The sequence below is a fragment of the Kitasatospora sp. NPDC057542 genome, assembly GCF_042801945.1.
Lineage (GTDB): Bacteria > Actinomycetota > Actinomycetes > Streptomycetales > Streptomycetaceae > Kitasatospora.
Genome location: NZ_JBHVFE010000084.1, coordinates 1 through 24,398 on the forward strand (window position 1 = coordinate 1; position 24,398 = coordinate 24,398).

Consider the following 24,398-nt stretch of genomic DNA (forward strand, 5'->3'; position numbering starts at 1 on the left):
CCGCAGGGGGGTGTCCCGCAGTTCTCTGCCGGGTCCGACAGGACCCACAGGACACGCCCCCGGGGCCGGCTCACAGTCAGCCGATGTCGCTGCCCGGGCCGATGATCTTGATACGGTCCTGCGCCGGGGCCTGGAGCGGCGCGGCGGCCGAGCTGTGGGCGCCCAGGTAGGCGGTGAAGACGTCCAGGTCCGAGGCGCCGACCAGCTTGTCGGTGCCGGCCGCGAAGGCCGGGAAGCCGTCGCCGCCGCCGGCCAGGAACTCGTTGGCCGCGACCCGGTACTTGGCGGCCGGGTCGACCGGGGCGCCGTTCAGCCGGACCGAGTCCAGGACCACCCGGTCCGCACCGGTCTTGCGCATGTCCAGGGTGTAGTGCAGGTTCGAGGACACCTGCAGGATCTTCGGCGCGGCGGCGTTGGAGCCGCTCACCTGCTGCTGGAGTAGCTGGATCAGCTGGGCACCGGTCAGCGTCTTGACCTGCATCATGTTGGTGAACGGCTGGACGGTGAACGCCTCGCCGTAGGTCACCACGCCGTCGCCCTCGCCACCCGAGGCCTTGTAGACCAGGTCGGAGCGGATGCCGCCGGGGTTCATGAAGGCGACCTGCGCGCCGCCCTTGTCGGCCGGGGCCAGCCCGGCGAGCTGCGCGTCGGCGATCACGTCACCGAGCGGCTTCTCCGGGTCGTTGTTGCCGCGGCCGTTGATGTCCGAGGCGATGTAGCCGATCGGGCGGTTGGCGATCGGGGCGGCCAGCTTGGAGTAGTGGTCGACGAGCGCCGTCATGTCGGGCGCCTTCTCGACCGTGCGGTGCACCACGTGGTTCTCGGCCTTGACCGAGGGACGCACGATCTCACCGGTGGTCTTGTCCAGCTTCATGTTGATCTCGGTGAAGAGCCGGCCGAAGGAGGCGGCGCTGGTCACCGAACGCGGGACGCCGTTGGGGTCGGGGATGCTGCAGGCGTACGCGTTGTGGGTGTGGCCGGTGACGATGGCGCCGACCGACGGGTCGATCTTCTTCGCGATGTCGACGATCGGGCCGGATATGCCCTGCCCGGCCGCGCCGCAGTCGTAGTTGTAGACGCTGCTGGCCGGGTAGCCGCCCTCGTGGATCAGCGCGACGATCGAGTTGACGCCCTTGGCCTTGAGCTCGGCGGCGTACTTGTTGATCGTGGTGACCTCGTTGGCGAACTTCAGGCCCTTGACGCCCTCGGCGGTCACGATGTTCGGCGTGCCCTCCAGGGTGACGCCGATGAAGCCGACCTTCACGCCCTGGGACTTGGTCACCCAGTACGGCGCCAGCAGCGGCTTGCCTGTCTTCTCGTCGGTGACGTTGGCCGACAGGTAGTTGAAGTTGGCGCCCTTGAAGGTGCGGCCGGCCTCGTAGCAGCCGTCGGTCGGGTGGCAGCCGCCCTCCTGCATGCGCCGCAGCTCCTGCGCGCCCTCGTCGAACTCGTGGTTGCCCACGGAGGTGACGTCCAGGCCGAGCTTGTCCATCGCCTCGATGGTCGGCTCGTCGTGGAAGAGCGCCGAGGTGAGCGGGCTGGCGCCGATGATGTCGCCGGCCGCGACGGTGATCGAGTCGTCGGCCGGGACGCGCGCCTTGCGCAGCTCGGTGGCCAGGTACTCGATGCCGCCGGCCGGGGTGGCGACCTCCTTGCCGGTGGCCGGGTCGATCTCCTTGATCGTGCCCGAGGAGCCGGCCGGGGGCTCCAGGTTGCCGTGGAAGTCGTTGATCGCCAGCAGCTGGAGGTTGACGGTCTTGTGGCGCTTGGCGTCGGCGGCCTGAGCGGCCGTCGGCACGACCACCGTGCCGAACAGACCTGCGGCGGCGACGACGGCGAGCGCCGTCCGTCGGGATCTGACGGTGAGCATGAAGGGTTCCCCTGCACCTTGGAGGAGCACCGGCTGAGGACAGCGTCGGCGTTCGGGCATGTGTTGCGACTGCGAAGCCTAAGGTCAACGCGCGTAGCTGTCAGGACGTCGGACGTAACGAGAGGATTACCTACTGACGAACCATCGCCGTCCGCCGGGTGCGGAACCCGCGGAGAGGACTTCCTCAGACCCCGGGCTCGGCCGCCAACTGCCGCTCTGCCCGCACCCGTTCGGCCACCGCGTCCTCGGTCATCGCGCGGTCGGTGTAGACCAGCGGACGCTCGACCTCGGTGACGATGTGCTTGACCACCTGGACGTTGCCGTTGACGTCCCAGACCGCGATGCCCGGCGACAGGGTGGGGATGATCTCCACCGCCCAGCGCGGCAGGCCCAGCACCCGGCCGGTGGCCCGCGCCTCCTCGGCCTTCTGCATGTAGATCGTCCGGGTGGATGCCATCTTCAGGATCGCCGAGGCCTCCTTGGCCGCCGCGCCGTCCACCACGTCGGACAGGTGGTGCACCACCGCGACGAAGGACAGGCCGAGCCGGCGGCCGAACTTCAGCAGCCGCTGGAACAGTTGGGCCACGAACGGACTGTTGATGATGTGCCAGGCCTCCTCCACCAGGAAGATGCGCTTCTTCCGGTCCGGACGGATCCAGGTGTGCTCCAGCCACACCCCGACGATCGCCATCAGGATCGGCATCGCGATCGAGTTGCGGTCGATGTGCGAGAGGTCGAAGACGATCAGCGGCGCGTCCAGGTCGATGCCCTCGGTGGTCGACCCGTCGAACATACCGCGCAGGTCACCGTCGACCAGCCGGTCCAGCACCAGCGCCACGTCCAGGCCCCAGGACTGCACCTCGTCCACCGCCACGCCCAGCGACTCCACCGAGGACAGGTCGGGGTTGCGCAGGGTGTCGATGATGTCGTCCAGCACCGGTTGACGGTCCTTCACCGTCGCCACCACGTGGGCGTGCGCGGCCTTCAGCGCGAAACCGGCCCGCTCCTCCAGCCCACGCCCCATCGCCACCTCGACGATGGTGCGCAGCAGCGACAGCTGGCCGGTCTGAGTGATCGCCGGGTCCAGCGGGTTGAGCTTCACCCCGCCGTCCCGGGCCGCCATCGGGTCCAGCCGGATCGACTTTATGCCCAGCGCGTCGGCGATCAGGTTCCACTCGCCCACGCCGTCCTCGCCCTGCGCGTCCAGCACCACGACCTGGCGGTCGCGGAACCTCAGCTGCCGCAGCACGTACGTCTTCTCCAGCGCCGACTTGCCGTTGCCGGACTCGCCGAGCACCAGCCAGTGCGGGGCGGGCAGCTGCTGCCCGTACAGCTGGAAGGGGTCGTACACGTACCCCTTGCCGCTGTACACCTCGCGGCCGATGATCACGCCGGAGTCGCCCAGCCCCGGCGCGGCGGTGGGCAGGTAGACGGCCTGCGCCTGGCCGGTGGAGGTACGCACCGGCAGGCGGGTGGTCTCCACCTTGCCGAACATCAGGCTGGTGAACGCCTCGGTGAGGTTGCCGAGCGCCATGGGCGGCCTCCTGACGGGTCAGCGGTGGACGGGGACGGACGTACGGGCGTACGGCGTGCTCAGCGGCGGATGCCGGTGGCGAACGGGAGGGTGTTGACGAAGGCCCGGTGGTGCTCGCGGTCGCACCACTCCAGCTTGAGGTAGCTCTTGCCGGCCGAGGCCCGGATGGTCCGCTTGTCACGGGCCAGCGCGTCGGGGTTGCGCGAGGAGACCGTGATGTAGCCGACCAGGTTCACCCCGGCCGCGCCGGACGCCAGGTCGTCGCCGCGCTGGTCCACCCGGCCGGTGTGGGCCAGGTCGCGCGGGTCGACCGTCCGGTTCATCTTGGCCGCGCGGCTCGCCTCGGCCTCGTCGTTGGTCTTCTCGGTCAGCATCCGCTCGATCGCGACGTCGGTGGGCTCCAGGTCCATCGTCACCGCGACCGTCCGGATCACGTCCGGGGTGTGCACCAGCAGCGGCGCCAGGAAGTTGACGCCCACCGGGGTGAGCGGCCACTCCTTGATCCACGCGGTGGCGTGGCACCACGGCTCCCGGGTCGCCGACTCACGGGTCTTCGCCTGCAGGTACTGCTGGTGGGTCGCGTCCAGCTCGGCCGGCCAGGCGTTGCGCCGGGACATCGCCTGGATGTGGTCGATCGGGTGGTCCGGGTCGTACATCGAGTGCAGCAGCGAGGAGAGCCGGGCCTGGCCCAGCGGCTGGCGCACCCGGATGTCCGCCTCGGCCAGCCGGGCGCAGATGTCGGTCAGCTCGCGCGCCATCACGGCCGCCAGCCCCTCGTCGTCCCGCGCCCGCCGCCCGGTGGCCGTGCGCCCCATCGCGTGCGCCTCGGCGGCCAGGTCGCGGGTGTAGTGCATGCACGCCACCAGGTAGGCCCGGTGCTGCTCCGAGGAGGTCGACACCATCGACTGGAGCTGGTCGTACGAGTCCTGCAGCCAGCGCGGAGCGGACGGGTCACCGCGCCGCTCGACGTCCTTGGCGTGCGCGTCCGGGTCGGCCGGCAGGGTCCGGGCCAGGATCTGCAGCCGGGTCACGAAGCCGTCCCCGTTGGCGACGTGCTTCAGCAGCGTCCCGAACCGGTCGACCAGGGCCTCCTGGTCCTCCGAGTCGCGCAGGCCGACTCCCGGGCCCTCGATCTCGATCGCGGCCGTCACCGTGCGCCGCTCCAGGTGCATCAGCACCCCGACCTCGTCCGGCCCGAACGGCGCCGTCAGCCAGCGCAACCGCCCCACCCCGGGCGGCGGGCCGACCTCTACCTCCCGGCCGTCCAGCCGGGTGCCGGCGTCCATCACGTCCGAGCGCCACACCGCCCGCCCGCTGCGGACCGTCCGGCGGTAGGTGCGGTTGATCTCCGCCCACTTATAGAACGTCCGCTTGCGGTACGGCACGTACACCGCCGCGATGGCGAGCGCCGGCAGACCGACCAGACCGCCGATCCGCAACGGCAGAATCGGCATCAGCAGGCCCCAGAGCATGCCGAGGAAGGCCCCGAGGATGATCAGCATGATCTCGCCGGACTCCCGGTTCCGGCCGATCGGCGCGTTCGGGCGGGCCTTGCCGATCAGGTAGGTGCGGCGCTGGTGCACGTACGGCTGGGCGTACTGGGCGCCGTACTGGCCGAGCGGTTCGCTGCTCACTTACCCGTCACCCTCCCTTCGCTGGATTGCTTTCGCGGATCGGAACCGGGGCCTGCGGCGGCCCGCCCTGGGGCGGTGGCGCCGGCGTCCGGCCCGCGTGGGCGGCGATGCCCGGCGCGACCGAACCGCCGCCGGCACCCCCGCCACCACCCGTGCCGCCCGCCTGCGGACCGCGGTCGCCGTGGGTGGTGATGCCCTGCTTCATCAGGTTCGCGGTGCCGTTGATCATCGCCGAACCGGCCTGGACGGCGTTGGCCCGGGCCCCGCGCATGTTCAGCAGCTCGTCGCCGAAGCCCGGCACGAAGCGGTAGACGGCGGCGCTCGCGAAGATCGACAGGAACAGGATCGCCAGCCCGGACAGCACCCGGGCGAAGTCGTCGTCAGCCCCGGCCCCGGTCGCCACCGCGCCCGCCAGACCCAGGATGACCACGATGATCGGCTTCGCCAGGTCCACCGCCAGCATCACCCCCGCCCAGCGCCGCACGTGCTTCCACAGCTGCCGGTCCACCAGCCCCGCGTACACCGCCGTACCCAACAACGCGCCGACGTACAGCATCGCCGCCCGGATCAACAGCTCGATCCAGAGCACCGCCGCCGCCAGCACCGCGACCAGCGACACGATCACCAGGATCAGCGGACCGCCGCCCACATCGCCCTTCTCCAGCGTGTCGGCGAACCCTCCCAGGTATGACCCGGTGTCCGTCTTCGTCCCGACCGCGATCGCCTTGGTCAACCCGTCCGTCACGCTCACCACGGTGTACAGGATCAGCGGCGTGAACGCGGACGCCACCACCGTGAGCCACAGGAAGCCGATCGCCTCCGAGAACGCCGTCGTCAGCGGCGCCCCCCGCACCGCCCGCTTCGTCACCGCCAGCAGCCACAGCACCAGCGTGATCACCGTCGACACGGCGAACACCACGGCGTACTGCTGCAGGAACGACGTATTGGTGAAGTCCACCTGTGTCGTCCCGTCGATCGCCCCCGACAGCTTCCGCACCACCCACGCCGCGGCCTGCGCACAGCTCTTGGCCAACGACCCGAGGGGGTCGGTCACGGTCCCGACAGTATTGGCCCCGGGCAACGAGCTCCCTCCGGGCTTGTCCGCGCAGAGAATGCCGTTCCCGGAGATCGGCAGGTCAGGGCAGTTGGTGTTGGCTGTGCCGCTCGGAGTCGGCGAAGGCTCCGCGAACACACGCTGGGCCGCCGACAGCGCCGCCACCTGCAAGGTGGCCAGCACACCGGCAAGGGTGCCCACGCGGCGCCGCGCGCCGGAACGGTGTGAGTTCTGGTCAACGGGCAAAGCGGAACCCCCCGAACTGCTGGACGGCGCCGGTGATCTCATCGGCGGTGGCGGCCTGCTGGTCTACGGGCACCGGCGCGGGGCCCTGCCTGCTGGTGAAGTCGGTGAGCTTCCAGTCGCTGCCTGTCCAGTGCAGCGAGAGGGTGAGGGTGAACCAGTTGGTGGTCACCGGCTGGACGGAGCGCTCGCCGGCGAGGCCGGTGAGACCGGTGCACCACACCTCGACCTTGGCGTCCCCGTCGCTGTAGCCCGTCGACTTGGCGCCGACCGGGACGGTGCGGCTGACGAAGGTGAGGCCCTTGGGCGCGCGGCCCTGGGTGTCGAGGCCGTAGCGGGTGGCGGTGTCGCCGCCGAAGCCCTGGTCCAGCCGGCTCTGGAGCCCCGCCAGTGCGCCCGGGTCGGCGATGGTGGCGACGATGCCGTGCCGGCTGTCGGTGCGGAACATGTCCGCGGAGCCGATCGCCACCGCGTAGTTGGTGGCGGCCGACTGGGCACCCGGCTCGGTGTGCGGGTAGCCGGTCGGGATGCCGTTGACGGTGGTGCCGACGGGCTGGTCGCCGCTGGGGGCGGGGCCGGCGCCGGAGGCGGCGTGGTCGGCGGAGGTGCCGTCGCCGCTTCCGGCGCCGGGCATGACGCGGTTGGCGATGGCGAGGGCCACCACGAGCAGCGTGACGACGACCAGGACGGCCAGCAGGGCGCGCAACGGACGGGACTGACGGTGGTTCGACTGGGCGGAGGACTGTTCGCCGACCGGCAGGCGCGTACGGGTGCGCGGCTGGTCGTCGGACAACGGCACGGCGGCCCTCCTGGTGCGGGGAGCCGGGGCGGCTCCGGGGGCCCTCCGCCCGGGGGCGGGCGCGGACGGAGGGTGGGAACGGGGGTGGACTCCTGGCGGGCCGACTGTCGGAGGGGGTCCGGACGGGGACCCGGTCTCAGGCAGGTCGGACTACTGCTGTCCGATCGTCAGATCGCCATGCCGTAGACAATGGTGAACAGAGTGCCGAGTGATCCGATGATGAACACGCCGGTCAGTCCGGCGACGATCAGCCCCTTGCCCTGTTCGGCGCCGAAACTGTCGCGCATCGCGGTCGCACCGATCCGCTGCTTGGCCGCACCCCAGACCGCGAGCCCCAGGCAGATGAGGATGGCCACGGCCATGATGACCTCGACCATCACCCGCGCCTCCGACCCGAGGCTCGCGAACGGCCCCCAGTCCGGGGCGATTCCGCCGATGATGGTGTCGATGTTCGGCTTCTTGGGGGGGTCTTCGGCCAGGTGGCCGACCGCATTCGTGTGCACGCTGCTCAGGTTCATTTCCATCTCACCGCCCGATCAGGCAAATTCAAGGGCCCGGACCCGGCCCGCGCGAAGGGTCGGGGCCTATTCTTGGCCAGATCTGATGTCGACTTGGCTACTTCTCGCGTATTGGTCGTGAGGCATCGGACACGTACGCGAGGATGTAGACCGTACGAAGGATAGCGCTCACTGTTCGTATCTCTGATGATTGCGGTGAGCAACGCCTTCCGGGACACTTCGACTGACGATTCGTCGGGATGGTGCTGATGGTACTCCGGAAGGCCGGTACGGCCGCCGCCGCTGCGGGAGTTGTTGCGTTCGGGTTCATCGGGTTGGTGACGATGGGGACTTATGCGGCAAGTGGGACGCCGCAGCAGTCGGCGAATCGTTCCGCCCTCTCTCCCGGAACGGTCCCCGCCGCCTACCAGGATCCGATCCAGAAGTGGGGCTTACTCTGCCCCGAGATCTCCCCGCCGATGCTCGCGGCGCAGCTGTACCAGGAGAGCGGTTTCGATCCCAAGGCGCGCTCCGGGGTCGGGGCGCAGGGAATGGCGCAGTTCATGCCGGGCACCTGGCCCGGCTACGCCACCGACGGCAACGGGGACGGCAAGGCGGACGTCTGGGACCCGCTGGACGCGATCGCCTCGGCGGCGACCTACGACTGCGCGATCGCAAGGCGGGTCGCGAAGGTCCCGGGTGACCCGCAGGCCAACCTGCTGGCGGCCTACAACGCCGGCGAGGGCGCGGTGGAGAAGTACAACGGGGTGCCGCCGTACAAGGAGACCCAGGGCTACGTGCGGAACATCCAGGCGATGGCCCGCAGCTTCACCGCCCCGGCCTCGCCGACCGCGCCGCTGGAGGTGTCCCCGCAGTCGTCGGCCGCGATCTACTTCGCGCAGACCAAGCTCGGCACCCCGTACCTGTGGGGCGGTGAGGGCCTGCCCTCGCAGAACGGGCGGTTCGACTGCTCGGGCCTGACCCAGGCCGCGTTCGCCAGTGTGGGCATCACCCTGCCCCGGGTGGCCAACGACCAGTGGTACGCCGGGCCGCACCCGTCGCGCGATCAGCTACGGCCGGGCGACCTGGTGTTCTGGGCGACGGACCTGAGCGATCCGCGGAGCATCCACCACGTCGGGATCTACGTCGGCGGCGGCTACATGATCAACGCGCCGCACACCGGCGCGGTGATCCGCTACGACAAGATCGACACCAGGGAGTACATCGGCGCGACCCGGGTCACCTCGGACGGCGCCCAGGCGCTGCCGACCCGCAACAACGACGGCGCGGTCAACGCCCCGAGCCGTCCGGGCGGGACGGAGCCCACCACCCCCGCGGGGAGCCAGGGCGGCACCCAGGGCGGCGCGCCGGGCAGCGCCCCGGCGACCCCCGGCCGGTCCGCGACCGCCGCCCCGCCCGCGCAGGCCGGCCCGAGCCCCACCGGGGCGGGACGGTAGGCCCGGTGGGGCCGGTGCGGCCGGTACCTGTGTGCGCGCTGTGGACGCTGAGTCAAGTTTCGATAACCGCGCGTTTCCGTGGAACGCTGTGCCTCGGAAATGACGTTTCTTCCGGTGGCCTCCCATCAGCTTCCCGCACGGGACGGCCCCCGGCCATGACGATCAGATGCAGCGGACCAGAAGGAGGTGCGGCGTGTCGACGCCGCTTGCCGACACGACCAACCCCGACCTCGACCTGCTCTACGCCGTCAACGGCCTGGCCAAGCGCTCCCCGCAGTGGCTGGACCACCTGGTCTCGTGGATCGGCGAGTACGGCATCCTGATCGGCCTGGCGATGCTCGGCCTGGTGGCCTGGCTCCAGGCCCGACGTCGTCCGGACGCGCCGGTGGCGATGGCCGGGCTGCTCTGGGTGCCGCTCTCGGTGGCCGTCGCCGAGCTGGCCAACCTGCCGATCGCCGCGATCGTGAACCGCCCGCGCCCCTTCGTCGACCATCCCGGGCTGCTGGTGCTGGTGGACGGCAAGGCCGGCACCCATTCCTTCGTCAGCGACCACTCGACCATGACCATGGGCGTCGCGGTGGCGCTGTTCCTGGTGAACCGCAGGCTGGGCTGGATCGCCGGCGGGCTGGCGCTCCTCCAGGGCTTCTGCCGGATGTTCATGGGCGTCCACTACCCGACCGACGTGATCGGCGGATTCGCGCTCGCCGTCGCCGTGGTGCTGCTGCTGGCGCCGATCGCGATGGCCGTGCTGGTGCCGTTCTGCCATGCACTGAGCCGGACGGCGGTCGCTCCGCTGATCCGGGCGTCCGAACGCGGCGGCGCGGCGCGCGCCGGGGCCGGGGCCGGTCCGCGCGGCCGTCGGCGCGGGCGCGGGGCGGTGCGGGCCGGGGAGCAGCCGCCGGAGTCCGACCTCGCGGCCTGACCTCGCCCACGGGGCCCTGCCGAGGCACCCGGGGCCCGACGGGATCAGTCCGGCTCGGCGCCGCTCGCGGCGATGTGGTCGGCGCCCTCACAACGGGCCAGTTCGCGCGAACGGCGGGCCGGGGAGTACCAGCCGCAGCTGCAGGTCGCGAAGATGAAGGAGCCGCGCTCGCTGACCGCGAGGCGGTGCTCGGGCATCCGGGTGGTGCCGGGTGCGACCGGCAGCTCACTGTGCACGTGGTTCACCGTAACGCGCCGGAAGCCCCCTGCGCGACGCTCCCCGGGCACCGGCCCCGTAACCCTTTGCGCCCCAACTCGTTTGCCCGGGAAGAGCTATGCCCACCCGGTGGTGTCCGGCGGGGCAGTCGGGCCCGAGGGGGTTGTCGCGAGGATGAAGATGACCGACCAGCAGCGCACCGGACGGCCGGCACGCCGTCCGGGTCCGCACCTGCGCTCGGCGGCCGGGGCCGCCCTGATCGCCGCCGCCCTGGCGGTGGGGGCCGCCGGCTGTTCCGGCGGCTCCGTCAGCGGATCCTCCGACCGGAAGTCAGGCGCCCCCGACCGGCTCGCCGCGGACCCGCTGACGGCGGTGCGCAACGCCGCCGACATCACCGGCCGCACCGGCTCCGCGCACGCCGCGACCGATCTGGTCACCGAGTCCGCCGAGAAGAAGGCCTCGTTCAACGGCACCGGCGGCTACGACTACGTCAAGCGGATCGGCCGGCTGGAGGTCCAGGTGCCACCGGGCGCGGCGACCACCGGAAAGATCGTCGAGGTGGTCCTGCCGGGCACGGTCTACCTCCAGAACAGCGGCGCCAAGGTCCCCGAGGGCAAGTGGGTCAAGCTGGACGTGCGCCAGCTGCCGGACGGCAACCTGGTCAGCAGCGGCGCCACCGACCCGGCCTCGGCGGCGGGGGCGCTGCGCGGGGCGCAGAAGGCGGAGGCGGTGGGCACCGAGACCGTCGACGGGGTCGCGTTGCACCACTACCGGGGCACCCTGGACCTGGCGAAGGCGGCCGAAGCGACCGGCGGCCGGGGCGGGGACGGCCTGCGGATGGGCGCGCAGACCTTCACCGTCAAGGAGGTCCCGTACGACGCCTGGCTGGACGACCAGGGCCGGCTGCGCAAGGTGGTCGAGGTGTTCACCTTCGCCGGGGTGGCCGGGTCGAAGGAGCCCAAGGACCAGGTGAAGGTGACCTCGACGACCTCGCTGAGGGACTTCGGCAAGCCGGTGGAGGCGGCCGAGCCCTCGGCCTCGGACATCTACCAGATGAAGCCCACGGAGAGCCCGAAGTAGGGCGGGTCCGACACCGCCCTGGCCCGCCGGGGCAGCGCTCCGGCGCCGGGGCGAGACGGGGTGCCGCCGGGGCGGGTGGCCGTCCGGGGAGCGACGGCCACCCGTTTCGGCGGCGCCGAGATGGCCCGTCCGTGCCATGTGGACGGGCCCCGAAGTGCCTAGGCTGGACTCCGGGTGGCTGCCGCCCGGGCTGGCGAGGCACTGAAGGGGTGGTGCAGGTGGTGTCGTCCACGGGCGGCCGCAGCGGCGGCCACGACGACGCGGCCCTCGACGAGATCGATCTGGCCGGCGAGCTGATGATCGCCGCGACGGCCAGCTCCGGCGACCGGCTGCCGACCGAGCGGATCGACGAGGTGCTGCTGGACCGGGCCGAACCCGGGCAGGCCGAGCGGGAGGCCGACGGCTAGCGGGCGCGGGAACGGCGGACGGCCGGTGGCTCAGCTGCGCAGCAGGCGGCTGATCGCGGCGGTGGCCTCCGCCACCTTGGCGTCCAGCTCGGTGCCGCCCTCCTCGGCGGCCGCGGCGACGCAGTGCCGAAGGTGCTCCTCCAGCAGGGAGAGCGCGAAGGACTGCAGCGCCTTGGTGCTGGCCGAGACCTGGGTGAGCACGTCGATGCAGTAGACGTCCTCGTCGACCATGCGCTGGAGGCCGCGGATCTGGCCCTCGATCCGACGCAGCCGCTTGAGGTGGGCGTCCTTCTGCGCGCTGTAGCCGTGCGGACCGTGCCCCCCGTGATGTCCCTCTGCGGCTTCGGCGGTGGGGCCGGCGTGCGGGTCGGCCTCCTGCGCGTGCTGTGGCTCGGTGCGCGCTTGCGTCGTGGTCATCGGCCCCGCCTTCGTCTCAGTGCCTGGTGGCTGCGTCGGCCACCAGTGTCCAACACCGGGGCCCTGCGTGGTGTTCCGACGGCCGAGGCGGCATGTGCCGGGGCGGCCCGGGAGGGGTGCCCGGCGGTTCACCCGTCTGAGCGGCGCCCCGGTCTTCCGTACGCACGACGAGGACAATCCGGGCGAGGTTCCGTCAGACTGAGGGCGCAGCGCCCACCTCGCCTCGCTCCGCAGACGCTTCGCCCGGAGCGCACCTCCTCCTGGTTCGCTCTCCCCCAGCCTCCGGCCGGGGATACCTCCATCGCTCACTCACATCCACACGTGGTGGTGCGGCCCGGATCACCCGGCGCGACAGCCGAACGGAAGGGGAGGTTCCGACTCCTTCCCCGACACCCCGTTTGCGTGATTGCGCTTGGTTGCACCTAGCATCGTTCAGTCCCTACCCCGCACATCGGAGATTTCCGTGCGTTTTAGCCTGACCCCGAAGGAGACGAGCTTCTACGACATGTTCGCCGCCGCAGCGGAGAACCTCGTCGTCGGATCGAAGCTCCTTTTGGAGCTGCTGGGATCAGACGTGTCGGCCCGTGCGGAGATCGTCGAGCGCATGCGCGCCGCCGAACACGCCGGGGACGACACCACCCATGCCGTCTTCCACCAGCTGAACTCGTCCTTCATCACGCCCTTCGACCGCGAGGACATCTACAGCCTGGCCTCGTCGCTGGACGACATCATGGACTTCATGGAGGAGGCCGTCGACCTGGTCGTCCTCTACGACATCCAGACCCTGCCGAAGGGCATCGAGCAGCAGATCGAGGTACTGGCGCGCGCCGCGGAACTCACCGCCGAGGCGATGCCGAACCTGCGCAGCATGTCCAACCTCACCGAGTACTGGATCGAGGTCAACCGGCTGGAGAACCAAGCCGACCAGATCCACCGCAAGCTGCTCGCCCACCTGTTCTCCGGCCAGTACGACGCCATCGAGGTGCTCAAGCTCAAGCAGGTCGTGGACGTCCTTGAGGAGGCGGCGGACGCGTTCGAGCACGTCGCCAACACGGTGGAGACCATCGCCGTCAAGGAGTCCTGACCCTCGTGGACATGGCAGCACTCATCGCCGTCATCGGCGTTGCGTTCTTCTTCACGTACACCAACGGCTTCCACGACTCGGCGAACGCGATCGCCACGTCGGTCTCCACCCGGGCGCTCACCCCCCGGGCGGCGCTGGCGATGGCCGCGGTGATGAACCTGGCCGGCGCGTTCCTCGGCAGCGGCGTGGCGCACACCGTCTCCAAGGGGATCATCGAGACCCCCTCCGGCAGCCAGGGGATGGCGATCCTGTTCGCCGCCCTGGTCGGGGCGATCGCCTGGAACCTGACCACCTGGTACTTCGGCCTGCCGTCCTCCTCCTCGCACGCGCTGTTCGGCGGCATGGTGGGCGCGGCGCTGGCCGGCGGCGTCGAGGTGATCTGGAGCGGGGTCCTCGACAAGATCGTCATCCCGATGATCGTCTCGCCGGTGGTCGGCCTGGTCGGCGGCTTCCTGGTGATGCTGGCGATCCTGTGGATCTTCCGCCGGGCCAACCCGCACCGGGCCAAGCGCAACTTCCGGGTCGCCCAGACCGCCTCGGCCGCCGCGATGGCCCTGGCGCACGGCCTCCAGGACGCCCAGAAGACCATGGGCATCGTGGTCATGGCACTGACCATCTCCGGCCACCAGTCCGGCAACGGGATCCCGGTCTGGGTGAAGATCTCCTGCGCGACCATGCTCTCGCTGGGCACCTACGCGGGCGGCTGGCGGATCATGCGGACGCTCGGCCGCAAGATCATCGAGCTGGACCCGCCGCAGGGCTTCGCGGCCGAGGCCACCTCCTCGGCGATCATGTACATCACCTCGTTCGTCTTCAAGGCGCCGATCTCCACCACCCACGTGATCACCGCGGCGATCATGGGTGCGGGGGCCACCAAGCGGATCCGCGCGGTGCGCTGGGGCGTCGCGAAGAACATCGTGCTCGGCTGGTTCATCACGATGCCGGCGGCCGCCATCGTCGCAGCGCTGATGTACTGGTTCGTCCACCTGTTCTGGGGCTGACGCCCCCGCAGGACGCACGAACGGACAGGGCCCGCCCCCACATCTCGGGGGCGGGCCCTTCTCCATGCCCCGCGGCGGCACCGCCATGCAGCACCACGGGACAGCTCGCGGTCCGTCACGCGTCCCGGCGCCTCGGCGCCGCCCGTGACGGGGTTCCGGCCTAGCCGAAGCGGCCGGAGATGTAGTCCTCGGTCGCCTGGACCGACGGGTTGGAGAAGATCCGCTGGGTGTCGTCCAGCTCGATCAGCTTGCCCGGCTGGCCGACGCCGGCCAGGTTGAAGAAGGCGGTGCGGTCGCTGACGCGGGCCGCCTGCTGCATGTTGTGGGTCACGATGACGATGGTGAACTGCTCCTTCAGCTCGCCGATCAGGTCCTCGATGGCGAGGGTGGAGATCGGGTCGAGCGCGGAGCAGGGCTCGTCCATCAGCAGGACCTGGGGCTCGACCGCGATGGCGCGGGCGATGCACAGGCGCTGCTGCTGACCGCCGGAGAGGCCGGCCCCCGGCTTGTTCAGCCGGTTGTGGACCTCCTTCCAGAGGTTGGCGCCCTTCAGCGAGCGCTCCACCACCTCGTCCAGCACGGACTTCTTCTTCACGCCCGCGAGCCGGAGTCCGGCGACCACGTTGTCGTAGATCGACATGGTCGGGAACGGGTTCGGGCGCTGGAACACCATGCCGACCGAGCGGCGCACGGCGACCGGGTCGACGTTGGAGGCGTACAGGTTCTCGTCGTCCAGGAGGACCTTGCCCTCGACCCGGGCGCCGGGGATCACCTCGTGCATCCGGTTCAGGGTGCGCAGGAAGGTGGACTTGCCACAGCCGGAGGGGCCGATGAAGGCGGTCACCGAGCGGGGCTCGATGCTCATCGAGATGTCCTCGATGGCCTTGGTGGTGCCGTAGTAGGCCGACAGTCCGCTGACGTCGATGCGCTTGGCCATGATCGTTGCTTCTCTCGTCTGTCTCGTACGTCAGTCGGTCGCTCAGTGCCCGCCCTTGGGCGAGCGCCAGCGGGCGATGCCCCGGGCGATGAGGTTGAGCCCCATCACGAAGGCGATCAGCACCAGCGCCGCGCCCCAGGCACGGGCGTAGCCGTAGTCGTTGTTGACCTGCGAGTACTGCTGCCAGATGTACATCGGCAGGGACTGCTGCGGTCCGTCGAACGGGTTGCTGTTGATGTAGTCGGCGCCGAACACCAGCATCATCACCGGGGCGGTCTCGCCCGTGATGCGGGCGACCGCGAGCATCACACCGGTGGTGATGCCACCGATCGCGGTGGGGAGGACGATCCGCAGAATGGTCTTCCACTTCGGCACGCCGAGCGCGTACGAGGCCTCGCGCAGCTCGTTCGGGACGAGCTTCAGCATCTCCTCGGTGGACCGGACCACGACCGGCATCATCAGGATCGCCAGCGCGAGGCTGCCCGAGAAGCCGGAGTAGCTGAAGCCCAGGGCGAGGTTCCAGAGCGAGAGGATGAACAGACCGGCGACGATCGACGGGATGCCCGTCATGACGTCGACGAAGAAGGTGACCGCCTTGGCGAGCTTGCCGCGGCCGTACTCGACCAGGTAGACGGCGGTCAGCAGACCGATCGGGGCGGCTATCGCGGTGGCCAGGGCGACCTGCTCCAGGGTGCCGATCAGCGCGTGGTAGATGCCGCCGCCGGGCCCGGACTGGATCACGCCCTTCATGGAGTGGCTCAGGAAGAACCCGTCGACCACCTCGCTGCCCTGCTGGACGGTGTAGACCGTCAGGGCGACCAGCGGGACGACGGCCAGGATGAAGGCGACCCAGACCACCGAGGTGGCGAGCCGGTCCTTGGCCTGCCGGCGGCCCTCGACCCGGGCCGAGAGGACGTAGCCGATCACGACGAAGAGCAGGGCCGAGATCATGCCCCACTGGAGGTGGCTGGCCAGCCCGCCGACCGCGCCGATCCCGCAGCCGAGGGCGATCGAGCCGAGGGCGACGGCGACCGGGGCCCACTTGGGCAGTCGGTTGGCGGTCAGTGGACGGCCGACGGGCCGGGCGTCCTCGACGACGACGGTGGCGGTCATGCGTTGGCCCCCGAGTACTCCTTGCGGCGGGCGATGATCAGTCGCGCGGCACCGTTCACCAGCAGGGTGATGACGAACAGGACGAGGCCGGAGGCCATCAGTGCGTTGCGGCCGTTGTCACCGGCCTCGGCGAACTTCAGCGCGATGTTCTGCGCGAAGGTGCCGCCGCCGGCGTCCAGGATGTGCAGCGACAGGACGTTGCTGGCGGACAGCACCACCGCGACCGCGATGGTCTCGCCGAGCGCACGGCCGAGGCCGAGCATCGAGGCCGAGATGATGCCGGGGCGGCCGAACGGCAGCACCGCGGTGCGGATCATCTCCCAGCGGGTCGCGCCGAGCGCGAGCGCCGCCTCCTCGTGCATTCGCGGCACCTGGCGGAACACCTCGCGGGAGACCGCGGTGATGATCGGCAGGACCATGATCGCCAGCAGGATGCCGACGGTGAACAGGTTGCGCGGGGTGCCGGTCCTGGTCTGGTCGAAGATGTACGTCCAGCCCAGGTACTCGTTGAGCCAGCTGGTCAGGCCGTCCAGGTGCGGCACGAGGAAGAGCGCGCCCCAGAGGCCGTAGACGATGCTGGGGACGGCGGCGAGCAGGTCGACCAGGTAGGCGAACGGCTGGGCGATCCGGCGCGGCGCGTAGTGCGAGATGAACAGCGCGATCCCGATCGCCACCGGGACGGCGATCGCCATCGCGATGACGGCACTGACGATGGTGCCGAAGACCAGGACGGCGATGCCGAAGACGGGCTTCGGGGCGTCCGGCGTCCACTCGAAGCTCGTGAGGAAGTTGCCCTCGTTGGTGCTCAGGGCCAGGACCGACCGCCAGGTCAGGAACGCGGCGATGGCGGCCATGATGACCAGCAGCAGGATGCCCGAGCCCCGGGCGAGGTTCATGAAGATCTTGTCGCCGACGCGGCTGTCGCGCGGTCGGCGTTCCCTGCCTCGCGGGGCGGCAGGGGAGGATGAAGTCATTGGTCTACTCCGGTCTGGTGGCGCCGCCCCGGAAGGGGGACGGCACCATGGCGGCGGTGCCCCGGACGTGGTGCTGGGTGTGGTGCGTTCCGGTGGGGCGGCCCCGGCCCCCCTCGCTCACGGGGCCGCCCCACCGGGGGTCCTGTCGGGTCAGGCCAGGGTGGCGATGACGCCGTTGACCTTGTCGGTCACGGCCTTCGGCAGCGGCACGTAGCCCTTCTCGCCGACGGCCTTCTGGCCCGCGTCGCTGGCGGTGTAGGTCAGGAAGGACTTCAGGGTGTCGAGGGTCTCGGCCTTGTTGCCCTTGTCACAGACGATCTCGTAGGTGATCAGGACCAGCGGGTAGGAGCCCTCTTCCTTGGTCGCGTAGTCGAGCTTCAGCGCGAGGTCGCTGCCGGTACCGGCGGCCTGCGCCTTGGCGATGGTGGCGGCGGCGTTCTCGGCGGTGGCCGCGACCGGCTTGGAGGCGCCCGTGTTGATCTCGGCGCTCTTCAGGCTGTTGGTCTGGGCGTAGGCCAGCTCGACGTAGCTGATCGAGTTCTTGACCTGCTTCACCTGGGCCGAGACACCGGCGCTGCCGTTGGCCGACTGGCCGTTCTTGCCCGTCCAGGCCTTGCCGGCCGGGTAGGACCAGGCGCCACCGCCGGCGGCGGCGAAGTACTTGGTCAGGTTCTCGGTGGTGCCGGCGTCGTCCGAGCGGTGGAAGGTCTGGATCTCCGCGTCCGGCAGCTTGGCGCCCGGGTTCAGGGCGGCGATCGCCGGGTCGTTCCACTTGGTGATCTGCGAGTCGAAGATCTTGGCGGCGGTCGGGCCGTCCAGGACCAGGTTGTCGACACCGTCGATGTTGTAGACCAGCGAGATCAGACCGCCGACCATCGGCAGGTCGATGCCCTGGCCGCCGGTGCAGACCGCCTTGGAGGCGTCGATCTCGGCCGGCTTCAGGGCCGAGTCGGAGCCGGCGAACTGGATCTTGCCCTGGTTGAACTGCTGGATGCCGGCACCGGAGCCGCCACCCTGGTAGTTGATCGTGGTTCCGGAGCAGGCGGCGGCGAAGCTGGTCTTCCAGACGTCCATCGCCGCACCCTGCGCGGTCGAGCCGGCGGCGATCAGCGAACCGGGCTTGCCACAGTTGATCGCGGCAGCCGCGGCGGAGCCGCCGCTGGAGCCGCTGGACGCGGTCGAGTTGTTGTTGTCCGACCCGCAGGCGGCGAGCGACAGCGAGCTGACGAGCGCCATGGCACCGATCGCGAGGGCCTTGGAGCGGCCGTTCCGCTGGAGCTTCACAGGGGTGTCCCTTTCTGTGGCATTGCCCTTGCGCGGGCCGTACGCGTACGGCCCAGCACGGGTTTTGCTGTGGTCCGGGGCCCGTTCGGCCCTCCGGTGGTCCCGAAGTTAGGCCGGGCAAGTGACACGACAGCCGGTCGCAAGTGAACGGGGAGTGAACCTCGAACGGATGGCAGGAAACTACGTCAGGTAGTAACGGTTGCGTCACGGCAAGGGCGCAGGGAGATCACTTCCACCGTTCCTTCGCCGGTTCCGCCCCTGCCGTCCGCACCGGCTTCGCCCCCAGGACCGCCAGCAGGGCGTCGACCAGCAGCCGGTCGTGGTCGTGGGTGAGCCGGGCGCGGGCCTTCCCGGCCGGCAGCCACTCCAGCCGGTCCACCTCCCGGTTCGGCCGGAAGGACCCGCTCGACGGCACCGCCGCCCAGTAGCGGACCTCCTTCGGGCGGCCCTGCACCTGGTAGTGCTGGGCGGGCAGCTCCGGTCCCAGCAGGCAGCGGAACCCGGTCTCCTCCCGGACCTCGCGCAGCGCCGCGTCGGCCATGCCCTCGCCGGGTTCGAGCTTGCCCTTCGGCAGGCTCCAGTCGTCGTACTTGGGCCGGTGGATCACCGCGATCCGCGGCCGCCCCAGCCGGCCGCTCTTCTTCAGCCGGCCCGGCAGCCACAGCACCGCGCCCGCCGCCAGGATCACCGGGGCGCGCCCCGCCCCGGTCGCGGCCCCCGCCGCCGCCCGGCCGGTGCGCGGGCGCTCGGCCAACTCAGACCGTCCCGGGCGCGGCGGAGTGCCCCCAGGCGTCGGCCGGGAGGAGCTCCAGCCAGCCGTCCGGGCCGGGCGGCAGGTCCGGCCAGCTGCGGCCGACGGCGTACCGCGCCGACTCCACCTCCAGCCGCTGGTCGGCGTGCACCACGCCCAGCACGTACGCGGTCGCCGGGGTGATCCGCGGGGTGCGAGCCGCGGTGGCGGCGGTGACCGCGGCGTCCGCGGCCTCCTGCTGCCGGGCCAGCAGCACGTCCAGCTCGTCCAGCTCGGGGGACGGGCGGCCGCACACCTCCAGCGCGTACCGGGCCCGCTTCACCAGGATCCGCAGCCGGGCCCAGGGGGCGTCGTCGGCCGCCAGCGCGGTGTCCGCGTCCGTCGCCCCGCGGGACGCCGGCACCGCGCCCAGCCGGCGCAGCCCGTCCCCGCCGTACGGCGTCGCGGCCCGCTGCAGCGGCAGCTGCTGGGCGCCCGCGGACAGCGCCGTGAACGCGGCGGCGGCCTGCGGCAGCAGCACCGCAGGGGCCCGGCCGCCCGCCGACTCCAGCATCGGCGCCTCGCCGACCAGCAGGGTCATCCGGTCCGCCAGCGCGTGCAGCCGGGCGGAGCGGAGCTCCTGGAGCGCCGTGGAGTGCGCCCTCGTCCGGGCCAGGGTCAGCTGCCGGTCCAGCAGCGCCCGCGCCTTGGGCGCGCCCGCGTGGCCGGCCAGCATGCCCGTCCGGTCCGGGTCGGTGCCGCTCAGCGAGTCCAGCGCGCCCAGCAGCCGGGCCGAGCGGCGGACGTAGCCCGGCTCCAGCGCCAGCAGGTTGAGCAGCCAGCGCAGCTCCGTGCGCGACTCCTGGGCCCAGGTCTGTTCGAAGACCGAGCCGAAGGTGTGCAGCAGCCCGCCGATCCGCCGGACGGCCCGCAGCAGGTCCGAGGTGCCGGCCGACGGGACGATCGAGGCCGTCCCGGGTCTGGCACCGACCTCGCCCACCGCCAGCGGCAGCGCGCGCAGGAAGGCGCCGGCCTGGACGGTGAGGTGGCGGGAGAGGATGTCCCCGGCGGTCGCTGTGGAGGCCGTCCGGGCCGTCATCGGCGCTTCGGTCATGGCGTGGTAGATCCCCGTTCCCCCGGGGCGGTCCCCGGAGCTGGTGGCCGACCGCCGGAAGCAGCTGCCCGTAGGAGTCTCGCGGGCCCGCTGCTCCGGCGGCTTCGCATCAGTGGACGCGTCAGCGCGAGGTGGCGGCCCGACGGCGCTGGCGTGAGTCGATCAGCAGGTCCTGGACGTGTCGCAGCGACCGGCCCTCGGCGTCCTGCGAGTGGCGGGTCCATGCGCCGTCCGGCCCCAGGTGCCAGGACTCGGTCCCGTCCGACACCCCGAGGTCGATCAGCCCGGACAGCTCGGCGCGGTGCGCCGGATCGGTGATCCGCAGCAGCGCCTCGATCCGGCGGTCCAGGTTGCGGTGCATCATGTCGGCGCTGCCGATCCAGACCTCCGCATCGTCGTTGTTGCCGAACACGAAGATCCGGGAGTGTTCCAGGAAGCGGCCCAGGATGCTGCGGACCCGGATGTTCTCGCTCAGCCCCGGCACGCCCGGGCGGATCGCGCAGATCCCGCGCACCCAGACGTCCACCGGCACCCCGGCCTGGGAGGCCCGGTACAGCGCGTCGATCACGGCCTCGTCGACGATCGAGTTGACCTTGAGCTTCACGTAGGCCGGGCGGCCCGCCCGGTGGTGGGCAATCTCGTTGTGGATCCGCGAGACCAGCCCGTCGCGCAGGCCGCGCGGGGCGGTCAGCAGGCGGCGGTAGGACTCACGGCGCGAGTAGCCGGAGAGCCGGTTGAACAGGTCCGAGAGGTCCGCGCCGACCTGCGGGTCGGAGGTGAGCAGACCGAGGTCCTCGTACAGCCGGGCCGTCTTCGGGTGGTAGTTGCCGGTGCCGACGTGCGAGTAGCGACGCAGGGTGTCGCCCTCCTGCCGGACCACCAGCGAGAGCTTGCAGTGTGTCTTCAGCCCGACCAGGCCGTACACCACGTGACAGCCGGCCTCCTCCAGCTTGCGGGCCCACTTGATGTTGGCCTGCTCGTCGAAGCGCGCCTTGATCTCCACCAGCACCAGCACCTGCTTGCCGGACTCGGCCGCGTCGATCAGCGCGTCGACGATCGGCGAGTCGCCGGAGGTGCGGTAGAGGGTCTGCTTGATCGCCAGCACGTCCGGGTCGGCCGCGGCCTGCTCCAGGAAGGCCTGCACCGAGGTGGAGAAGCTGTCGTACGGGTGGTGCAGCAGGACGTCGCGCTCGCGCATCGCGGCGAAGATGTCCGGCTGGGAGGCCGACTCGACGTCGGTCAGCCCGCGGGCCGTACCGGCCACGAACTTCGGGTACTTGAGCTCCGGGCGGTCCAGCTCGGCGATCCCGAACAACCCGGTCAGGTCCAGCGGCCCGGGCAGCGGGAAGACCTCCGCCTCGGTGATGTTCAGCTCCCGCACCAGCAGGTCCAGGATGTACGGGTCGATCGACTCCTCGACCTCCAGCCGCACCGGCGGGCCGAAGCGCCGCCGCATCAGCTCCTTCTCCAGGGCCTTGAGGATGTTCTCGGTGTCGTCCTCCTCCACCTCCAGGTCCTCGTTGCGCGTGACGCGGAAGGCGTGGTGGGCCAGCACCTCCATCCCGGGGAAGAGCTCCTCCAGGTGGGCGCCCATGACGTCCTCCAGCGGGACGTACCGCTGGGGCGAGGCCTCCAGGAAGCGGGCCAGCGACTGCGGCACCTTGACGCGCGCGAAGTGCTTGTGCCCGGAGACCGGGTTGCGCACCACGACGGCCAGGTTGAGCGAGAGCCCCGATATGTACGGGAAGGGGTGCGCCGGGTCGACGGCCAGCGGGGTCAGGACCGGGAAGATCTTCTGCCGGAACAGCGTGTGCAGCCGGGCCTGCTCCTTCTCGGCCAGCTCCGACCAGCGGACCACCTCGATGCCCTCGGTGGCGAGGTCCGGCAACACCTCCTGCTGGAAGGCGGCGGCGTGGCGGGCCATGAGCTCGCGCGAGCGGGTCCAGATCAGGTCCAGCACCTCGCGCGGCTGGAGGCCGGACGCACTGCGCTGGGCGACGCCGGTGGCGATCCGGCGCTTGAGGCCGGCCACCCGGACCATGAAGAACTCGTCCAGGTTGCTCGCGAAGATCGCCAGGAACTTCGCCCGTTCCAGCAACGGGATGCCCGGGTCCTCGGCCAGCTCCAGGACCCTCTCGTTGAACGCGAGCCAACTGCGCTCGCGGTCCAGGAAGCGGCCTTGCGGCAACGCTTCGAACTCCTCGTCGTCCGTGGCCGGCAGCTCCGGCGGAACACCCAGCGCACCGGACATCCGGGCCGTAGGCGACAGCGGGGCAGAGACGGGGCGGGGGATGCTCATGGGCTCCAGCTCCTCCAGCAGCAGGACGGCGTCCGGACGCGAATGGCTCTGCGGGCCGTCGCCCTCGCCCCGGACCAGGCCCGGGGACAACGCCCACCCTCCGGGCGCGGTCCGTACAGGACCGGCCGGTGCGTGGCGGTCGACTCTGCACGAGCGAGACACTACGGACTTCATCCTGTGATCTTCGCGGCAGCAATTGAATCCACGGTAAACACCGCATGGCCAGGAGGAAAGCTGAGTCGGTCGGGGCAAGGGGCGTTGCCGCCCCGTCCCTCGCCCACGACCGCTCGGGGGCCGTCCCGACCGCTTTCGGCAGAGTCGAAAGGCTCGGGAATCCGGTGCGAGGACGCTCCGGAGATCCGGGAGCGGAGACTCCGGATGCTTCGAAGGTCCCCGAGGGTCCGCAGCGGCTAGGCCGGCCGGTTCGCCCGGTACCGGGCTCGGTACATGAGGTCCACCTCGTGAATGGCGAACCCCAGTCGTTCATATACCCGCACGGCGGCCGGATTGTCGGCGTCGACGTAGAGCAGCACGGTTTCCAGACCGCGCTCGCCGGGGCCGGTACCGGTCAGGTGGCGCAGGCCCGCCGCGGTCAGCGCGCGTCCGAGGCCGCTGCCCTGCTCGGCCGGGTCCACCCCGACCACGTACACCTCGCCCAGCTCGGGCTCGGTGGCGGTGGCCGGGTGCACCTTGGTCCAGTGGAAGCCGACCACCTTGCCGTCGCGGGTTGCGAGGAAGAAGCCGGCCGGGTCGAACCAGGACTCGGCGATCCGCTCGGCCAGGTCCTGCGCGGTCCAGGCGCCCTGCTCCGGGTGGTGGGCGAAGGCCAGGGCGTTCAGCCGCAGCCACTCGGCGTCGTCCTCCCCCGGGCGGAAGGTGCGGAGCTCGATGCCCTCGGGGACGGCCACCTCCTCGGTCTGCCGGCCGGTGCGGCGCATCTGCCGCAGCTCGCGGACCAGCTCGGCGCCGTACATCTCGGCCAGGTGCCGGGCCGCCGGGTGGCCGCCGTGCACCCAGAAGTCCACCGCGTCGCGCCCCGCCCGGTGGGCCTGCGCCAGGACGGCGTCCACCAGCGGGCGGGCCAGGCCGCGGCCGCGGGCGGCCGGGTCGACCACCAGCTCGGCGACGGGGTTGGCGGCCGGGTTCTCCGGTACTTCGAGCTGGCCGTAGCCGCGGACGGCGTCGGTTTCGGTCTCGATGAGGTGGATGACACCCGGGCGCGGAGTCTCCGCGTTCCGCAGCCGGAGCCGGCCCTGCTCGGACACGGCGGTCCGGCCGTCCACCGTCTGGGCCTCCGCCAGAACACGCAGGGCGCCGTCGCGCTGCTCGGGCCGGAGCACATCGTTCGCAGTGACCGCAGTCTGATCGTCCATGCCCTGACGATACGTCACCGGAAATGCGAAGAACCCCTGATCCGAATGGATCAGGGGTTCTTCGGAAGAATTGTTCGGCGGCGTCCTACTCTCCCACAGGGTCCCCCCTGCAGTACCATCGGCGCTGTAAGGCTTAGCTTCCGGGTTCGGAATGTAACCGGGCGTTTCCCTCACGCTATGACCACCGAAACACTATGAAACTATCAACCCGGACACCCATACGGGCGGGTCGTTGTTTCAGAACAACACAGTGGACGCGAGCAACTGAGGACAAGCCCTCGGCCTATTAGTACCGGTCAACTCCACCCCTCACAGGGCTTCCATATCCGGCCTATCAACCCAGTCGTCTACTGGGAGCC

The 24,398-nt window shown here is 70.9% G+C and carries 22 protein-coding genes and 2 rRNA genes; 6 read left to right on the top strand and 18 right to left on the bottom strand.

Annotated elements, in window-relative coordinates:
- Positions 1-76: 76 nt before the first annotated feature.
- The 6 genes from ACFU7Y_RS13700 to ACFU7Y_RS13725 all read right to left on the bottom strand — a co-directional run bounded on the left by ACFU7Y_RS13700 (position 77) and on the right by ACFU7Y_RS13725 (position 7,652).
- Complete coding sequence (locus ACFU7Y_RS13700; RefSeq protein WP_224281809.1) at positions 77-1,870, bottom strand: bifunctional UDP-sugar hydrolase/5'-nucleotidase; 1,794 nt, start codon at positions 1,868-1,870, stop codon at positions 77-79.
- Between the two features lie 184 nt (positions 1,871-2,054).
- A complete protein-coding gene (locus ACFU7Y_RS13705; protein WP_224281808.1) occupies positions 2,055-3,404 on the bottom strand; it encodes an ATP-binding protein in 1,350 nt (449 codons plus the stop codon).
- Between the two features lie 59 nt (positions 3,405-3,463).
- On the bottom strand, positions 3,464-5,038 hold the full coding sequence (locus ACFU7Y_RS13710; protein ID WP_224281807.1) for an SCO6880 family protein: 1,575 nt from the start codon (positions 5,036-5,038) through the stop codon (positions 3,464-3,466).
- Positions 5,039-5,045: 7 nt separating this feature from the next.
- Positions 5,046-6,275 carry a hypothetical protein gene (locus ACFU7Y_RS13715; RefSeq protein WP_380767980.1) on the bottom strand — a complete coding sequence of 410 codons (1,230 nt, stop codon included), beginning with the start codon at positions 6,273-6,275 and terminating at the stop codon, positions 5,046-5,048.
- Positions 6,276-6,327: 52 nt separating this feature from the next.
- Positions 6,328-7,134 carry a hypothetical protein gene (locus ACFU7Y_RS13720; RefSeq protein WP_380767982.1) on the bottom strand — a complete coding sequence of 269 codons (807 nt, stop codon included), beginning with the start codon at positions 7,132-7,134 and terminating at the stop codon, positions 6,328-6,330.
- Between the two features lie 167 nt (positions 7,135-7,301).
- On the bottom strand, positions 7,302-7,652 hold the full coding sequence (locus tag ACFU7Y_RS13725) for a hypothetical protein (RefSeq protein WP_224284734.1): 351 nt from the start codon (positions 7,650-7,652) through the stop codon (positions 7,302-7,304).
- A gap of 248 nt (positions 7,653-7,900) precedes the next feature.
- Here ACFU7Y_RS13725 and ACFU7Y_RS13730 point away from each other — a divergent pair, with 248 nt between their 5' ends.
- The gene (locus ACFU7Y_RS13730) at positions 7,901-9,088 is read left to right on the top strand and encodes an NlpC/P60 family protein (RefSeq protein WP_380767998.1); all 1,188 of its coding nucleotides are present in this window, start codon (positions 7,901-7,903) and stop codon (positions 9,086-9,088) included.
- Positions 9,089-9,281: 193 nt separating this feature from the next.
- Positions 9,282-10,010, top strand: coding sequence for a phosphatase PAP2 family protein (locus ACFU7Y_RS13735; RefSeq protein WP_380767984.1), 729 nt, complete (start codon positions 9,282-9,284; stop codon positions 10,008-10,010).
- Between the two features lie 44 nt (positions 10,011-10,054).
- Here the strand turns inward: ACFU7Y_RS13735 and ACFU7Y_RS13740 are convergent, their stop codons facing one another.
- Positions 10,055-10,246, bottom strand: coding sequence for a hypothetical protein (locus tag ACFU7Y_RS13740; RefSeq protein WP_380767986.1), 192 nt, complete (start codon positions 10,244-10,246; stop codon positions 10,055-10,057).
- A gap of 160 nt (positions 10,247-10,406) precedes the next feature.
- Here ACFU7Y_RS13740 and ACFU7Y_RS13745 point away from each other — a divergent pair, with 160 nt between their 5' ends.
- Together ACFU7Y_RS13745 and ACFU7Y_RS13750 are read left to right on the top strand one after the other, a co-directional pair.
- Positions 10,407-11,306 (top strand): hypothetical protein, encoded by a 900-nt coding sequence (locus ACFU7Y_RS13745; protein ID WP_224282799.1) that lies wholly within the window; start codon positions 10,407-10,409, stop codon positions 11,304-11,306.
- 218 nt (positions 11,307-11,524) lie between these two features.
- A complete protein-coding gene (locus tag ACFU7Y_RS13750) occupies positions 11,525-11,713 on the top strand; it encodes a hypothetical protein (protein WP_224282800.1) in 189 nt (62 codons plus the stop codon).
- Positions 11,714-11,743: 30 nt separating this feature from the next.
- On the opposite strand, the gene ACFU7Y_RS13755 is transcribed toward ACFU7Y_RS13750, so the two are convergent.
- The gene (locus ACFU7Y_RS13755) at positions 11,744-12,130 is read right to left on the bottom strand and encodes a metal-sensitive transcriptional regulator (protein ID WP_224282801.1); all 387 of its coding nucleotides are present in this window, start codon (positions 12,128-12,130) and stop codon (positions 11,744-11,746) included.
- Positions 12,131-12,593: 463 nt separating this feature from the next.
- Here ACFU7Y_RS13755 and ACFU7Y_RS13760 point away from each other — a divergent pair, with 463 nt between their 5' ends.
- Together ACFU7Y_RS13760 and ACFU7Y_RS13765 are read left to right on the top strand one after the other, a co-directional pair.
- Entirely contained in the window at positions 12,594-13,214 is a 621-nt protein-coding gene (locus tag ACFU7Y_RS13760; RefSeq protein ID WP_030059626.1) for a DUF47 domain-containing protein, read from the top strand.
- A gap of 11 nt (positions 13,215-13,225) precedes the next feature.
- Entirely contained in the window at positions 13,226-14,215 is a 990-nt protein-coding gene (locus ACFU7Y_RS13765; protein ID WP_380767989.1) for an anion permease, read from the top strand.
- A gap of 160 nt (positions 14,216-14,375) precedes the next feature.
- On the opposite strand, the gene pstB is transcribed toward ACFU7Y_RS13765, so the two are convergent.
- The 10 genes from pstB to ACFU7Y_RS13815 all read right to left on the bottom strand — a co-directional run.
- The gene (gene pstB, locus ACFU7Y_RS13770) at positions 14,376-15,152 is read right to left on the bottom strand and encodes a phosphate ABC transporter ATP-binding protein PstB (RefSeq protein ID WP_224282803.1); all 777 of its coding nucleotides are present in this window, start codon (positions 15,150-15,152) and stop codon (positions 14,376-14,378) included.
- A gap of 42 nt (positions 15,153-15,194) precedes the next feature.
- Positions 15,195-16,265 carry a phosphate ABC transporter permease PstA gene (pstA, locus tag ACFU7Y_RS13775; RefSeq protein WP_224282804.1) on the bottom strand — a complete coding sequence of 357 codons (1,071 nt, stop codon included), beginning with the start codon at positions 16,263-16,265 and terminating at the stop codon, positions 15,195-15,197.
- Positions 16,262-17,239, bottom strand: a complete 978-nt coding sequence (gene pstC, locus ACFU7Y_RS13780) for a phosphate ABC transporter permease subunit PstC (RefSeq protein WP_224282805.1) — start codon at positions 17,237-17,239, stop codon at positions 16,262-16,264. The genes pstA and pstC overlap by 4 nt, the downstream gene beginning before the upstream one ends.
- 150 nt (positions 17,240-17,389) lie before the next feature.
- The gene (gene pstS, locus ACFU7Y_RS13785) at positions 17,390-18,523 is read right to left on the bottom strand and encodes a phosphate ABC transporter substrate-binding protein PstS (RefSeq protein ID WP_380767991.1); all 1,134 of its coding nucleotides are present in this window, start codon (positions 18,521-18,523) and stop codon (positions 17,390-17,392) included.
- A 226-nt stretch (positions 18,524-18,749) separates the two neighbouring features.
- The gene (locus ACFU7Y_RS13790; RefSeq protein WP_380767992.1) at positions 18,750-19,277 is read right to left on the bottom strand and encodes an NUDIX hydrolase; all 528 of its coding nucleotides are present in this window, start codon (positions 19,275-19,277) and stop codon (positions 18,750-18,752) included.
- A 1-nt stretch (position 19,278) separates the two neighbouring features.
- The gene (locus tag ACFU7Y_RS13795) at positions 19,279-20,367 is read right to left on the bottom strand and encodes a CHAD domain-containing protein (RefSeq protein ID WP_380767994.1); all 1,089 of its coding nucleotides are present in this window, start codon (positions 20,365-20,367) and stop codon (positions 19,279-19,281) included.
- Positions 20,368-20,488: 121 nt separating this feature from the next.
- The gene (locus tag ACFU7Y_RS13800; RefSeq protein ID WP_224284541.1) at positions 20,489-22,666 is read right to left on the bottom strand and encodes an RNA degradosome polyphosphate kinase; all 2,178 of its coding nucleotides are present in this window, start codon (positions 22,664-22,666) and stop codon (positions 20,489-20,491) included.
- Between the two features lie 410 nt (positions 22,667-23,076).
- Positions 23,077-24,039, bottom strand: a complete 963-nt coding sequence (gene mshD / locus ACFU7Y_RS13805; protein WP_380767996.1) for a mycothiol synthase — start codon at positions 24,037-24,039, stop codon at positions 23,077-23,079.
- Positions 24,040-24,111: 72 nt separating this feature from the next.
- Positions 24,112-24,228: ribosomal RNA gene (gene rrf / locus ACFU7Y_RS13810) — 5S ribosomal RNA — on the bottom strand.
- Positions 24,229-24,305: 77 nt separating this feature from the next.
- Positions 24,306-24,398 (bottom strand): 23S ribosomal RNA (locus ACFU7Y_RS13815); the annotation flags it as partial.

Excerpts from the sequence above, each read along its gene's own strand:
- ACFU7Y_RS13700 (WP_224281809.1), bottom strand. The coding sequence starts at position 1,870 with ATGCTCACCGTCAGATCCCGACGGACGGCGCTCGCCGTCGTCGCCGCC.
- ACFU7Y_RS13705 (WP_224281808.1), bottom strand. The coding sequence starts at position 3,404 with ATGGCGCTCGGCAACCTCACCGAGGCGTTCACCAGCCTGATGTTCGGC.
- ACFU7Y_RS13725 (WP_224284734.1), bottom strand. The coding sequence starts at position 7,652 with ATGAACCTGAGCAGCGTGCACACGAATGCGGTCGGCCACCTGGCCGAA.
- ACFU7Y_RS13730 (WP_380767998.1), top strand. The coding sequence starts at position 7,901 with ATGGTACTCCGGAAGGCCGGTACGGCCGCCGCCGCTGCGGGAGTTGTT.
- ACFU7Y_RS13745 (WP_224282799.1), top strand. The coding sequence starts at position 10,407 with ATGACCGACCAGCAGCGCACCGGACGGCCGGCACGCCGTCCGGGTCCG.
- ACFU7Y_RS13755 (WP_224282801.1), bottom strand. The coding sequence starts at position 12,130 with ATGACCACGACGCAAGCGCGCACCGAGCCACAGCACGCGCAGGAGGCC.
- ACFU7Y_RS13765 (WP_380767989.1), top strand. The coding sequence starts at position 13,226 with ATGGCAGCACTCATCGCCGTCATCGGCGTTGCGTTCTTCTTCACGTAC.
- pstB (WP_224282803.1), bottom strand. The coding sequence starts at position 15,152 with ATGGCCAAGCGCATCGACGTCAGCGGACTGTCGGCCTACTACGGCACC.
- pstA (WP_224282804.1), bottom strand. The coding sequence starts at position 16,265 with ATGACCGCCACCGTCGTCGTCGAGGACGCCCGGCCCGTCGGCCGTCCA.
- pstC (WP_224282805.1), bottom strand. The coding sequence starts at position 17,239 with ATGACTTCATCCTCCCCTGCCGCCCCGCGAGGCAGGGAACGCCGACCG.
- ACFU7Y_RS13795 (WP_380767994.1), bottom strand. The coding sequence starts at position 20,367 with ATGACCGAAGCGCCGATGACGGCCCGGACGGCCTCCACAGCGACCGCC.
- ACFU7Y_RS13800 (WP_224284541.1), bottom strand. The coding sequence starts at position 22,666 with ATGAGCATCCCCCGCCCCGTCTCTGCCCCGCTGTCGCCTACGGCCCGG.
- mshD (WP_380767996.1), bottom strand. The coding sequence starts at position 24,039 with ATGGACGATCAGACTGCGGTCACTGCGAACGATGTGCTCCGGCCCGAG.